The following is a 12,557-nucleotide window of genomic DNA, read 5'->3' as shown; positions in this document are numbered from 1 at the left end:
GGGCGAGCCCGACCGTGTACAGGGCGGTCCCGGAGCCGTTCTGGGAGTGGGTGATCGCACTGAGGCTGCCGTCCGCTTCCAGCACGACGGCTTACACGTCTTCCATGGCTCCGGTCCCTTGAGCACGGATGGTCTGCCTCACCTCATAGGGTGTCACTCGCTGGCGCCTCATCGCTTCCCGCAGCATGAGGCCCTGTTACAACAGCACGGTCGGCTCGGACTTCACCAGGTGCTGGACCTTTTGAGAGCGGACCGACGTCCAAGCGGTGAAGAACTGCAACGCCACCGGCATCCCCAGGGCGACGGCGCCTTCTAGGGCCTGTGTGATGTCGTGATCATTCGGTGGTCTTGAGTAGGTCGTCGATCCAGATCATTGCGGCGCGGAGCTGGAGGCCGGCGAGGTAGCTCTCGGGCGACTTGTCGTAGCGGGTGGCTATGCCTCGCCAGGCCTTCAGCTTGTTGATCAGGCGTTCGACGGTGTTCCGTTCCTTGTAGAGGTCGGCGTCGTGATGGATGGGCCGACCTCCTCGTGAGCCCTTCTTGATCCGGTTGGCGGCCTGGTCCTTCTTCTCCGGGATGACCGCTTTGATGTTGCGTTTGCGCAGGTAGGCGCGGTTGCCGCGGGATGAGTAGGCCTTGTCGCCGGCGACCGCACCAGGCCTGGTGCGGGGACGGCCGACAGGCAGGCGGACTCGCACTTTCTCGAGCACAGGGATGAACTGAGGGCTGTCTCCGGCCTGCCCGGCGGTCAGGACCAGCGCGAGGGGACGGCATCTGCGGTCCGCGGCAAGGTGGATTTTGCTGGTGAGTCCGCCCCGGGACCTGCCGAGCAGGGCCAGTGTCAGGCGGAGCCGGCGTCTGCGCCGGATGCGCCGGCGTTCGTCCTGTCCGTTCTGTTCCTCCGTACTGCCCCTTTTTGCCGGGCCGCCTCCTGCTCCTGCACGGCTTCCTCCAGGGTCTTCATGAGGTGCTTGCTCACCCGTATTCCCGCTGCGTCGTGGTGAGCGCGGACCGTGGTGGAATCCACGCTGACCAGCGACAAGTCCGCTCTGCCCGCCCGGGCCCCCTGGGCGGTCAGGCCTTCCAGCAGGGCCGTGAAGACACCGGCGTCCCGCCACACGCGAAAGCGTCCGTAGACGGTGGCCCAGGGGCCGAACTCGGCTGGCATCTCCCGCCACTGCCCACTGGACCGGAACCGCCAGATCACACCCTCGAACTGCTCCCGCAACCGCTCCGGGTACGGGCCGTACCTGCCGATCGGCAGATACGGCTCAATGAACTTCCACTGGGCATTGGTGAGTTGCCTGCGTGTCACAACCCCAGTCCTACCGGACTCCACCCCGCGAACAGGGCGGAACCCAAGAACTGATCACGACATCACACACGTCCTAGGAGCGCGACTTGGCGGTTGAGCAGGATCGTCGCCAAGGTCCATCCCAACGCCACGGTGACGACCAGATCGAAGGCATCATCTTCGACAAGGCGCGCTTGCCGGACGCGCGGACCGCAGCGATCAGAATCACATAGGCGAGGGCTGCCATGATCACACCGCAGGCAAGGTCATCCCAGGAGTCGAAGCGCATGTCCCCACTGGTTCCCCCAGAGCGTCGTCCGTAACGGCCGGTCACGGGTTGGATGATCTTCGCGTGGCTGGAGGGGATCACGGCGTCCAGGAGCCGTCGTCACCGCTCACGGGGGCTGAGCCCGGACCTGTATCCGGAAAGCAGGTGGCCGTACCGCGCGGCGAGGCGGATGTAGCCCGCAAGGGACGGCCGGGGGAGCCTTCCTCTGAAGAACGGGCACAGCTGGTCGCGGCCTGCCGGCGCCCGAACGCGACGATGCGCCAGCTTGCCTCGCTGTTCGGCGGCTCTCGTCCGTCGTGTACGGCGCTATCGACCAGGCCGGGGCCGACGCTCGCGCTGCTGCAGTGTCGGTGACGGGTGAAAAGTGGTTCTGGATCACTTTTGGTGCAGAGCCACGATTCAAGCGCCGCCGACACTGCAGTACCCCAAGCGATTCTGCCAAGAACTCTAGGCTGATCGTGGACGGCCCCCGGCCCCGTCCTCAACCTTCTTTTGGCAGGCCCACGTCCTGAATGAATGCCGCATCGTGGCGCCCCCGCACCAGCTCCACCGCCTCCTGAAGACGACCGGCGCGGCGCCACGGACAGTCGGACCGCAGGGCCCGGGAGCGGAAGACGCCCCAGACTGACGATCACGTGCGACCGATCTCCACATCGGATTGCACGAGAACTCCGCAGCAGCAGCCAGTGGCTCAGGCCGGCACGATACGGATGGACGGGGCCGCATAGGGGTCCGTCTGAGGGAATTCTGGATGCTGCCGCCGGAACCGTCGTGTCTGCGCGAGCCTCAGACACTGCCAGGCCCCAAGGTGAGGCTGTGCTGCGTTCCCACACGACCGAGGAGGCGTCTGATGGGGCGCCTTTCGCCGATGCGTGAAGCGCTCCGGGCCCAGTTGTGGCCGCTGCCGGCCCTGGGCATTGTGCTGGCGATCGCCGCGGGCGTGGGCCTGCCCCGGCTGGACAAGCGGATCCTGGACAACGTCCCGCCATCGCTCACCGGATACCTGTTCGGTGGCGGTCCGGAAGCCGCGCGGGCCGTGCTGGAGGCGATCGCAGGCTCCTTGATCAGCGTCACGGCCTTGACCTTCTCGCTCACGGTGGTGACCCTCCAGCTGGCGAGCAGCCAGTTCTCCCCTCGCCTCCTGCGGACGTTCAGCCAGGACCGCTACGTGCAGACGACACTGGCACTGTTCCTGGCGACGTTCACCTACGCACTGACCGTGCTGCGCACAGTGCGCGCCGAGGCCAGCGAGCAGCCCAGGTTCGTTCCGCAGCTCTCCGTAACGTTTGCCTTTCTCCTCGCCGTGACGAGCGTGTTCGCGCTCGTGGTGTTCCTGTCCCACCTGACGCGCAAGATCCGGGTTGAAACAATGCTGCGTGACGTCCACACGGACGCCAGCGCCACCATTCGCAAGCTCCTCTCAGAATCTGACCCCTCCACGGCAGACCGCGCCGCCGTGCCTCAGCTCCCTCCCAACGGGCTGCCTCTGCTTGTCGGAGTCTCTGGTTTCCTGGCCACCGTGAACGAGAAGGCGCTCCTTGCCGCGGCCATCGACGCGGACGCCGTCGTCCTGATCGACCGCTGCCCCGGAAGCTCACTTATCGCCGGAACCCCCGCCGGATCCGCCTGGCCCCGCACCGGCGAGCCGTTCCCCCCGCACACGCGACACCGCTTGGTCGAACAGAGCGCTGGCGCGCTCACTACCGAGTCCGAACTCACCCCCGAGCAGGACATCGCCTTCGGTCTGCGTCAGCTCACCGATGTGGCCATCAAAGCGCTCTCCCCCGGCATCAACGACCCCACCACCGCAGTCCACGCGCTCTCCCACTCCTCCGCGCTACTGTGTGAGCTGGCACGGCGTGACCTGTCCCCCCGACTCCTGTACGACGATCACGACCAGATTCGCGTCGTATTGCGCCGTCTCACACTGGCGGAACTCCTCCACCTCGCGGTGGCCCAGCCGTTGCGCTACGGCGCGGCGGAGCCGGCAGTCCTGGCCCGGCTCTACATGCTGCTGCGCGAACTGGCCTGGCATAGCAGACCTGAGCAGCGTCCCACCATCGCCGACCATCTCGCCCAAGTACGTTCCACCGCCGCCGCCCAGGGGATCCACCCCGGCGACAAAGCCGATCTCGACGATCTCGCCGACAACGTCGACCAAGCGCTGACCGGTCACTGGCCCTCCACCACACCGCAGCGGTGACCAGGCCTCGCGGGAGTGTTCAATGATCGGCGGATCCGATGATCAAGGAGACGCCAGATGAGCGACACGACCATCGAGCAGATACCGGGCAGCGAGCCGACGGCGGGGGCCGTGGCGGCGAGTGACGAGCAGTTGGTTGCGATGCTCGTGGATCGGGCCCGGTCACAGGGCCTGCAGCTGACTGGGGAGGGTGGGCTGCTCCAGCAGCTGACCAAGCGGGTGCTGGAGTCCGCCCTGGAGGGCGAGATCACCGATCACCTCGGATACGAGAAGCATGACGCCGAAGGTCGGGGCAGTGGCAACAGCCGCAACGGGACGCGGGCGAAGACGGTGCTGACCGATGTCGGCCCGGTCGAGGTCAAGGTCCCCCGGGACGTGGCCGGAACGTTCGAGCCGGCCATCGTCAAGAAGCGGCAGCGGCGCCTGTCCGGGGTGGACGAAATGGTGCTGTCGCTGTCCGCGAAGGGACTGACGCAGGGGGAAATCTCCGCCCACCTGGCCGAGGTCTACGGCGCGAGCGTGTCCAAGGCGACCATCTCCACGATCACCGACAGTCATAGTGATACGCGGGTCCCCGGTGGTCGTGACCCGGTCACTGACTGACAACGTGATGGACGGGATGGCGGAATGGTCCAACCGCCCCCTGGACCGCGTCTATCCGGTGCTGTTCGTGGATGCGATCAACGTCAAGATCCGGGACGGGCAGGTGGCAAACCCGTCCGACCTACGTCGTCATGGCCGTGACCGCCGAGGGCCACCGCGACATCCTGGGGATCTGGGCCGGTGACGGCGGCGAGGGCGCGAAGTACTGGCTGAGCGTGTTCACGGACCTGAAGAACAGGGGCGTCGACGATGTCCTGATGCTGGTCTGCGACGGACTGAAGGGCCTGCCCGACGCGGTGGAGGCCGTCTGGCCTCGAACGATTGTGCAGACCTGTGTCGTTCATCTGCTGCGGAACTCCTTCCGGCACGCGGCCCGACAGGACTGGGACAAGATCGCCAAGGCGTTGAAGCCCGTCTACACGGCGCCGAACGAGGCCGCCGCGACCGAGCGGTTCGGCGAGTTCCAGGAAGCCTGGGGCCAGAAGTACCCGGCGGTCATCCGGCTCTGGGAGAACGCCTGGGCCGAGTTCGTGCCCTTCCTCTCCTTCGACGTCGAGATCCGCAAGGTCATCTGCTCGACGAACGCGATCGAGTCCGTCAACGCCCGCATCCGCAAGGCAGTACGCGCCCGCGGCCATTCCCCCAACGAGGCCGCGGCCATGAAGTGCGTCTACATGGCCCTCATGTCGCTGGACCCGACCGGCAAGGGCCGCAAGCGGTGGACCATGCGCTGGAAGGCGCCCCTGAACGCCTTCCAGATCGCCTTCGAAGGCCGGCTCACCCCGGCCGCCAACTGACCCCTACAAAAACTGGATCAGCCGTCTACTGGACACACCCCACGGCCGAACTGCAGGTGGGCCGGTCACCGAATCGCGGTGGCCGGCCCACCGCCGCGTTCACGGCCCGACTGCCTCATCGCGCGGTGCGCAGGACGATGCGGCTCGCGGGGCCCCGGCCGGGTCCGTTTCTGCCACCGCGCAGGGAGAGCGTGGTCGAAGCCGTAAGAATTCCGCCGCGTGTCATGTGCGGGATTCTGGGCGTGGGTGGGGGATGTTCTCTCCGGTCGGTGTACCCGATACGGCTGATAAGTCCGGAGGTGTCCTGGGTGGATATGCAGGGTGGCGAGCCAAACCGGCCTGACAGAACCCCCCGGCGGCCGTCCGTCGGCGCGGGTCGCCGACCTCCCCAGAAGGTGTCGGCCGGCGAGCGGGTGCGGAGCGCGTTGGGCCGGGCACGGTCGGCGGGGCCGCCTCCGGGCCCCACGCGTCCGGGTTTCTGGCGCAGCCCGCTGCGGGGGCCGTGGCTGACCGGAGTGTTCGGGCTGGTGCTGCTCGTCGGGGTCATCGTGCTGTTCGTGACGGGCCTGCTGTCGTACGCGGCCTACAACCCCGACCTCGCCCCCCGCAATGACCAGACGCCGGACAAGGGCTGGCTGGGCTTCTACCTGTTCACCTGGCCGACCTCCCCGTACTGGCTATACCGGCTGACGCAGGGCGTGCACACGGTCCTTGGCGTCGTCCTGGTCCCGGTGCTCCTGGCCAAGCTGTGGTCGGTCATTCCGAAACTGTTCGAGTGGCCGCCCCTTCGGTCCGTCAGTCATGCCCTGGAGCGGATCTCACTGCTCCTGCTGGTCGGCGGGGCCGGCTTCACGTTCGTCACGGGCATCCTGAACATCCAGCTGGACTACATCTTCCCCGGGTCCTTCTACGTGCTGCACTTCTACGGCGCCTGGGTGTTCATGGCGGCTTTCGTCGTCCACGTCGCCTTCCGGTTGCCGCGCGCCGTGCGGGCGGTGCGGGCCGGCAGGGGATTCCAGCCCGCACCGGGCGCGCCGGAGGCGGCCGGGCTCGTGTCCCCGCAGCCGGCCGCCGCGACGATCTCCCGACGGGGCGCGCTCGCCATGGTGGGAGCCGGCTCGTTCGCGCTGCTGGTGGTGACGGCCGGGCAGAGCATCGGTGGCTGGTGGCGCCAGACGGCCCTGCTGGCTCCGCACGGGCGTGACCCAGGCAAGGGTCCGAACGGCTTCCAGATCAACAAGACCGCCGCCTCCAGCGGGATCCGGCCCAGCGACATCGGTCCCGCCTGGCGGCTGACGGTCCGTGGGGGAGGGCGACAGGAGGTGCTCACCCGCCAGATGCTGCTGGCCATGCCGCAGCGGGAAGCTTCGCTGCCGATCGCATGCGTGGAGGGCTGGTCCACCCCGAACCAGCAGTGGTCGGGCGTCCGGCTGACCGACCTCGCGGCCCTCGTGGGCATGGGGACGGAAACCCCGCAGGTGCTGGTGGAGTCGGTCCAGCGCGGAGGCTCGTTCTCCTCGGTGGTGCTGGCCGCCAACCAGGCACGCGATGACCGCTCGCTCCTCGCGATGCGGGTCAACGGGGCAGATCTGTCACCGGACCACGGCTATCCGGCCCGCGTGATCATCCCCGCGGCTCCGGGCGTCCACAACACCAAATGGGTCACCCGCCTCACCTTCGGAGAGCCCGTATGAGCGCCTCCGCAAGCGGCCCGGCCGCGGCCTTCGCCCGCCGGTACGGGGCCTCCCCGCTCCACCTCCTGCTGATCCTGGCGTCCTTCGCCCTCGCCTTGTACGCCGGTGTCCGGCTGCTCAAGGGAGACACCATCGGTGTGGCGATCTGGTTCGTGGGGGCGGCGCTGCTCCACGACCTGGTCCTGCTGCCCCTGTACTCCGTCACCGACCGGGCCGCCCAACTCCTCCTCCACGGCCGGCCCGACACCAGCGGTGGCGCGCCGCGGCCGGGCGTGAACCACCTCCGGGTTCCCAGCTTCATCTCAGGTGTCCTGTTCCTGGTCTACTGGCCGCTGATCCTCCAGAAGGGCGGCCACTACACCGCTTACACCGATCTGTCGGCGGACGGGTTCCTGGCCCGCTGGCTCCTGATCACCGCCGGCCTCTTCCTCGCTTCGGCGATCCTCTGGACCGTACGGACCTGGCTGCGTCTACGGCCGGAACGCAAGGCGGCCAAGGCCCGGGCGCACGCTCAGGCGCGGGCCCGCAAGGCAACGAAGTGACGAGTCCCCGGCACGTCCCACTCCTCGACGGGAGACCAGCCCGACAGCCCGGCGTACCGGCCGAGGGCCCGGGATCCCACGCTGGCCCACGCGAAGACCGTACTGACCGCCGCCTGCCCGGAATGGATCCGCACCCGCCGCCGGTCGTCCACATCCGCGGGCGCCGCCTCCACGATCACGAGCCCGCCCGCCCGTACGAGCTCGCGCACCCGCCGCAGCAGGCGGAGCGGGTCGCCCTCGATGCCGATGTTCCCGTCGATGAGGAGCGCCGTGTCCCAGGTGCCCTCGTCCGGCACCGGGTCGTAGACTGATCCGCTGCGCGCGGGACCGCCCCGGCACACCGTGGAGATGACGGCCGCCGGGGAGACGTCGATGCCCAGGACGGTGTGGCCGCGCGAAGCGAGTGCCTCGACGAGGCGTCCGGCCCCGCACCCGACGTCCAGGACCCGCCCGGCACACCGATCCATGACCGCCTGGTCCGCCGGGTCCGCGGGGGCCGACCAGCGGCCGACGTCCAGAGGGTGGATCCAGCCCTCCGAATCCCGCAGCGTGATGTCGCCGACGGGGGCGAACATCAACTCCGCGTACGGGCCGCTGCTCCAAGGCTCCGGAGAGCCGGTCAGTTGCCGTTCGGAGGTGCTCACACGGGCTCCCTGAGAAGTCGCGGACCGGGCAAGAGCCGTCACCCGCACCCTGGCGACCGGCCCGGTGCCGGGCGCCGGCGCCGCCATGGAGCGGACTGGCACGAGGGTACGGCGCCGCGTCCCGCCCCGCCCGACGGGAGCGGCAGACGGACGAGTGGGGACGGCGGCTCAGGCCCGTCGGGCGGCCGGCCGAAGGGGGCGGCAGGGTGAGCGAGAGGCCCATCGGCGACTACGCGATGCTCTCGGACTGCAGGTCCGCGGCACTGGTCGGCCCGGACGGGTCGGTGGACTGGCTGTGCTTCCCGCGCTTCGACAGTCCGGCGGTCTTCGCCGGGCTGCTCGACGGGGAGGCCGGTCACTGGCCCGTCCGTCCCGTCGGACCGGCCGAGACGAGCCGCCGGTACCTGCCCGACACCATGGTCCTGGAGACCACCTTCCGGACCTCCACGGGGACTCGGTCCTCCTCGATGCGCTGGCGCTCGGAAAACGCGAGCGCGGACACTCACTGGGGGAGTCCTCGCCGGGAACCCTGCTCCGGCAGGTCACCTGCACAGGTGGCCAGGTGGACATCTCGGTGGAGTACGCCCCGCGCCCGGAGTACGGGCTGGTCCAGCCTGTCCTCACGGCCGGAACCGGCGGACTCGTCGCGCACGGAGGATCGCAGGTCTTGATGCTCTCCACCGCTCTGGAGTTCCGGACCGCCGGCTCCACGGCCCGGGCCACCGTCACCCTCCGCCCCGGCGGGCGCCTCGGCTTCGCACTCTGCGCGCTGCCGGCCTGGGGAGACCGCCCCAAGCCGTGGTCCCAGGGACGCATCCGGCGCCGGCTCGGCGACACCGGTGCGGCGTGGCGTTCCTGGTCCGCACTCCACGGCGGCTACACCGGACCCTGGCAGGAGCAGGTCCGCCACAGCGGCCGCGTGCTGCGCGCCCTGACCTACGCACCGACCGGGGCGATCGTCGCCGCGGCCACCACCTCGCTGCCCGAGACCATCGGCGGCACCCGAAACTGGGACTACCGCTACACCTGGGTCCGCGACGCCAGCCTGACCCTCCAAGCCCTGGCCACCGCCATGTGCAAGCAGGAGAAGAGCCACTTCTTCGCCTTCCTCGCCCAGGCCGCCGCGACCCAGCTGGAACGCGGAGTCGACCTCCAGGTCATGTACGGCATCGGCGGTGAACGCGACCTCAGCGAACGCGTCCTGCCCCACCTGTCCGGCTGGCGGGCCAGCGCCCCGGTCCGCGTCGGCAACGACGCGTGGCGCCAGCGCCAGCTCGACGTGTACGGAGAGCTCTTGGACGCAGCCCACCAGACGCTGCCCCACGACGTACGGCTCGACCGGCCGGTGGGGTCCTTCCTGGGCCAGTGTGCCGACGCGGCCGCCAGGCGCTGGGCCGACCCCGACCAGGGCATCTGGGAAGCCCGTGGGCCGGGCCGCCACTACCTGCACTCCAAACTGATGTGCTGGGTGGCATTGGACCGTGCGATCGGCCTCGCCCCGGCTCTGGACGCCGAGAGCCGTGTCAGCGACTGGCAGCGCGTCCGCAGCCAGATCCGCGAGGCCATCGAGCAGCGGGGCTGGAACGCTCGGGCCGGAGCGTTCACGCAGGCGTTCGACAGCGGGCGGCTCGACGCATCCGCGCTGATGCTGCCCATCGTCGGCTTCCTGCCCGGTGACGACCCGAGGGTGCGCGCCACGATCGAGACGATCGGCCGGGACCTGACCGACTCCCGGGGGCTGGTGCGCCGGTACCTGAAGGACGACATTGACCGCCCCGAGGGGACCTTCCTGCTCTGCACCTTCTGGCTGGCCCAGGCCCTCGCGCTGACAGGGCAACCCCATCGGGCCCGCCAGGTCTTCGAGACCGCTCTCGCGCATGCCAATGACGTCGGGCTCCTCCCCGAGGAAGTGGACAGCGGCACGGGTGAGGCCCTCGGAAACCATCCGCAGGCCTTCAGTCACATCGGCCTGATCAACGCGGCCCACGCCATTCGCGTCGCCGAGGCGGCCCATCTGCCCCCGGGGTGAACCGATGAGGTGAACCGATGAGGAAGCCGACGACGAGAAGACCGAGACGAGAAGACCGACGACGAGAAGACCGACGACCGGGAACCACGCGGACTTACGGCGTTCCCGGTGCCCCCGCGGGAATGCCCCGATCGCCGGGGGTGGACAGCCGGGTACGGCGCCGCAGCAGGGTGACGGTGAGGACCAGGACGACCGCGGCGCCGTAAGCGATGTTGCTGAGGGCCGACTGGTAGCCGAACGTCGGGCCGAGTACGTACACGGCCGCGCCGGCGAGTGCGATGCCCAGCCACTCCCAGCGGCCGTCCAAGGCCACGAGAGCGATCAAGAGCAGGGCGTACCAGGAGTAGCCGGGGGTGAGCAGGGCGAAGGCCCACCCGGTGACCAGCAGTGCTCCGCTCCACGGGCGGCGGGGGTCACCGCGGCGCATCACATGGACGCACACCCCCGCGAGGACGACCAGCAGCACGGGGAACGCCCAGGCGTCGGGCAGGACCAGGCGCAGGAGGGAGTAGCGGGACCCGGAGGCCGGGTCGTCATAGCCCTCCTCCTCCACGTAGCCGCCGAGGAAACCGAATACGGAACCGTGAGAGAGCAGGAGGTACGGGAGGTAGGCGAGCGCGGTGAAGAGGGCCGCGGGCAGGACCACGACAGCCGCGTCCCGCACCCGGCGGACACCGGACAAGGCGCCCGGGAGGACGATCGCGGGCATCAGTTTGGCCGCGACGGCCGCGCCGAACAGGAGACCGCCGGCAGCCCTGCACCGCACTGAACGGGCAGCGACCAGACCCAGACCGGCGACGGCGAGGAAGGCCCCCAGCACGTCGATGTGCGCGTTGTTGACGGCCTCGACCGGTACGGCCGGGCACCAGGCCCAGTACGCGGCCTTGCGCGGGTCGTCGCCCCGGCGGCGCAGGATCAGCACGAGTGCTCCCGTCACGCCGAGGGAGATCAGCGCGCCGCCGGTCTGGAGGGGCTTGTGCCGGGAGCCGTCCGGGGAAAGACGGTCCACGGCGAGGAAGTAGGCCTCGGCGACGGGCGGGTAGATGGTGTGGACCGCGGGCCGGTTGATGCGGGTGCAGTGGGGCGTGGCGGCGTTGTGCGGGACGGGGGCGCGGTCCGGTCCGTTGCAGGAGGGCCCGGTCGGGAAGAGCCAGTCGTCGCGCAGCCGGGCGAGCGCGGGGTCCTCCGGGGTGTGGTCGTACGGGGAGATCCCGGCCGACTGGACGCGGCCGTCCCACGCGTAGCGGTAGGAGTCGGTGCTGGTGCGGGGCGGCGCGACCAGCCCGGTCACGGCCACGGCGACCGCTCCGGCGAGGGCGAGGGGCACGACTCCGCCGACAGGTACCCGGCGCAGTGCGAGCAGGGCGAGGACAAACAGGACCCAGCAGGCCGCGTACCACCGGAAGAGGCCGACCGGGTCGGTGAAGTAGCCGTCGTACCGCTGGGTGTGGACAAGGGCGGCGACGAGAGCGACGAGTACTGTCGAAGCGAGCAGGGTGCGCGGGTTCACCTGCGCAATCGTTCCAGGTGATGCCCCCGGACCGGACGGGGCGGGTGCCGTCGGTGTCCGCGTTCCTTGAGGTGTTCCGGACGTCGCCGGGGCGGTACCCGCCGCCGGCGACGACGGCAACAGGGCGGCCAGGCCCGTGTACGAGGTGCCCTGCGGATCCGTCGGCGCGGCCGATGAAGCCCGCTCCGCCGGTCACCAGTTCACGTATGACCCGACGTTGTGCCCGAGGCGGGGATTAGACGCGTAGGCGCCCGATCGGTTTCCCGTCACGGCCCGCAGGGGCAGTCCGAACCCGACGGCGATGACCAGGAGGGAGGTGAGTACGGGGCCGGCGCGGAGGATCCCGCGTACCAGTGAACCGCCGCGCGGGATGCGGCCGCGGCGGTGGTTCTCGATGCGTTCGCGCACGCGGACGAGGAGGAGTCCGGCGAGGGTGAGGGTGACGGCCATCCCGCGGCCGTAGCCGACGACGAGGAGGATCCCGAAGGCAGTACGGCCGAGGGCGACGGCGCCGAGGAGAGCCGAGGGGCTGGGGACGAGGCCGCCCGCGATGCCCATGCCGATGAGCCCGGCCTTCCGCCAGCGCCGTACCTGCTTCGGGGCAGTCGCCGTGTGGGCGTGGGCGTGGTGTGCGCGGGCGAGCGCGGCCACGCGGCCTGTCTCCTCCGGCCGCCCCGTGGTACTGCCGCGCCGGGCGGGAATCAGCACGGACGGGCCGGTGGGAGGGTCGTCCACATGGTCGTGGGCCGGCCCGTCGGAGTGGTGCCGATGTCCGTGGTCGTGGGTGTGATCGTGGTGATGGGGGCGGTGGTCATGCGTGTGCGTGTGGCCCTCGCCGTGGTGATGGTGGTTGTGGCGTGCTCTGCCACGAAGGGCGCCGGTGAGGAGCCAGAGGCCGACGCAGGTGATGAGGAAGCCACTGGCGGCGCCCAGCCAGGTCAGCACGGCTTCT

Annotated in this window: 8 protein-coding genes and 3 pseudogenes; 7 read left to right on the top strand and 4 right to left on the bottom strand. The window is 69.8% G+C overall.

The window, feature by feature from the left end; all coding sequences use genetic code 11:
- Nucleotides 1–335 precede the first annotated feature (335 nt).
- Nucleotides 336–1,315: pseudogene (locus EES41_RS02840) on the bottom strand (IS5 family transposase).
- Between the two features lie 403 nt (nt 1,316–1,718).
- Between EES41_RS02840 and EES41_RS42695 the strand changes: the two are divergent.
- The 5 genes and pseudogenes from EES41_RS42695 to EES41_RS02815 all read left to right on the top strand — a co-directional run.
- A pseudogene (locus EES41_RS42695) lies at nt 1,719–1,880 on the top strand (IS5/IS1182 family transposase); the annotation flags it as partial.
- A 553-nt stretch (nt 1,881–2,433) separates the two neighbouring features.
- Nucleotides 2,434–3,786 (top strand): DUF2254 domain-containing protein, encoded by a 1,353-nt coding sequence (locus tag EES41_RS02830; RefSeq protein WP_254211283.1) that lies wholly within the window; start codon nt 2,434–2,436, stop codon nt 3,784–3,786.
- 141 nt (nt 3,787–3,927) lie between these two features.
- Nucleotides 3,928–5,186: pseudogene (locus EES41_RS02825) on the top strand (IS256 family transposase).
- 425 nt (nt 5,187–5,611) lie between these two features.
- Complete coding sequence (locus EES41_RS02820) at nt 5,612–6,880, top strand: molybdopterin-dependent oxidoreductase (protein WP_254211282.1); 1,269 nt, start codon at nt 5,612–5,614, stop codon at nt 6,878–6,880.
- Nucleotides 6,877–7,422: a hypothetical protein gene (locus EES41_RS02815; RefSeq protein ID WP_123075353.1), complete on the top strand. Its 546-nt coding sequence runs from the start codon at nt 6,877–6,879 to the stop codon at nt 7,420–7,422. Before EES41_RS02820 ends, EES41_RS02815 begins: the two co-directional genes overlap by 4 nt.
- On the opposite strand, the gene EES41_RS02810 is transcribed toward EES41_RS02815, so the two are convergent.
- On the bottom strand, nt 7,392–8,066 hold the full coding sequence (locus tag EES41_RS02810) for a bifunctional 2-polyprenyl-6-hydroxyphenol methylase/3-demethylubiquinol 3-O-methyltransferase UbiG (protein WP_302186145.1): 675 nt from the start codon (nt 8,064–8,066) through the stop codon (nt 7,392–7,394). The genes EES41_RS02815 and EES41_RS02810 overlap by 31 nt on opposite strands.
- A 236-nt stretch (nt 8,067–8,302) precedes the next feature.
- Here EES41_RS02810 and EES41_RS42690 point away from each other — a divergent pair, with 236 nt between their 5' ends.
- Together EES41_RS42690 and EES41_RS02805 are read left to right on the top strand one after the other, a co-directional pair.
- Entirely contained in the window at nt 8,303–8,737 is a 435-nt protein-coding gene (locus tag EES41_RS42690; RefSeq protein ID WP_254211722.1) for a trehalase-like domain-containing protein, read from the top strand.
- The gene (locus tag EES41_RS02805) at nt 8,629–10,095 is read left to right on the top strand and encodes a glycoside hydrolase family 15 protein (protein ID WP_254211281.1); all 1,467 of its coding nucleotides are present in this window, start codon (nt 8,629–8,631) and stop codon (nt 10,093–10,095) included. The genes EES41_RS42690 and EES41_RS02805 overlap by 109 nt, the downstream gene beginning before the upstream one ends.
- Nucleotides 10,096–10,189: 94 nt before the next feature.
- Here EES41_RS02805 and EES41_RS02800 read toward each other — a convergent pair whose 3' ends face one another.
- Nucleotides 10,190–11,605, bottom strand: a complete 1,416-nt coding sequence (locus tag EES41_RS02800) for a glycosyltransferase 87 family protein (RefSeq protein WP_254211280.1) — start codon at nt 11,603–11,605, stop codon at nt 10,190–10,192.
- Between the two features lie 192 nt (nt 11,606–11,797).
- Nucleotides 11,798–12,550: a hypothetical protein gene (locus EES41_RS02795; protein ID WP_123075351.1), complete on the bottom strand. Its 753-nt coding sequence runs from the start codon at nt 12,548–12,550 to the stop codon at nt 11,798–11,800.
- Nucleotides 12,551–12,557: the final 7 nt, after the last annotated feature.

This window comes from Streptomyces sp. ADI95-16 (assembly GCF_003721495.1).
GTDB classification, from domain to species: domain Bacteria; phylum Actinomycetota; class Actinomycetes; order Streptomycetales; family Streptomycetaceae; genus Streptomyces; species Streptomyces goshikiensis.
Note: the sequence above shows the minus strand (reverse complement) of the source record. Positions and strands in the feature narration are given on the sequence as shown.

Coding starts and splice junctions, on each gene's coding strand:
- EES41_RS02830 (WP_254211283.1), top strand. CDS start 2,434: ATGGGGCGCCTTTCGCCGATGCGTGAAGCGCTCCGGGCCCAGTTGTGG.
- EES41_RS02815 (WP_123075353.1), top strand. CDS start 6,877: ATGAGCGCCTCCGCAAGCGGCCCGGCCGCGGCCTTCGCCCGCCGGTAC.
- EES41_RS42690 (WP_254211722.1), top strand. CDS start 8,303: ATGCTCTCGGACTGCAGGTCCGCGGCACTGGTCGGCCCGGACGGGTCG.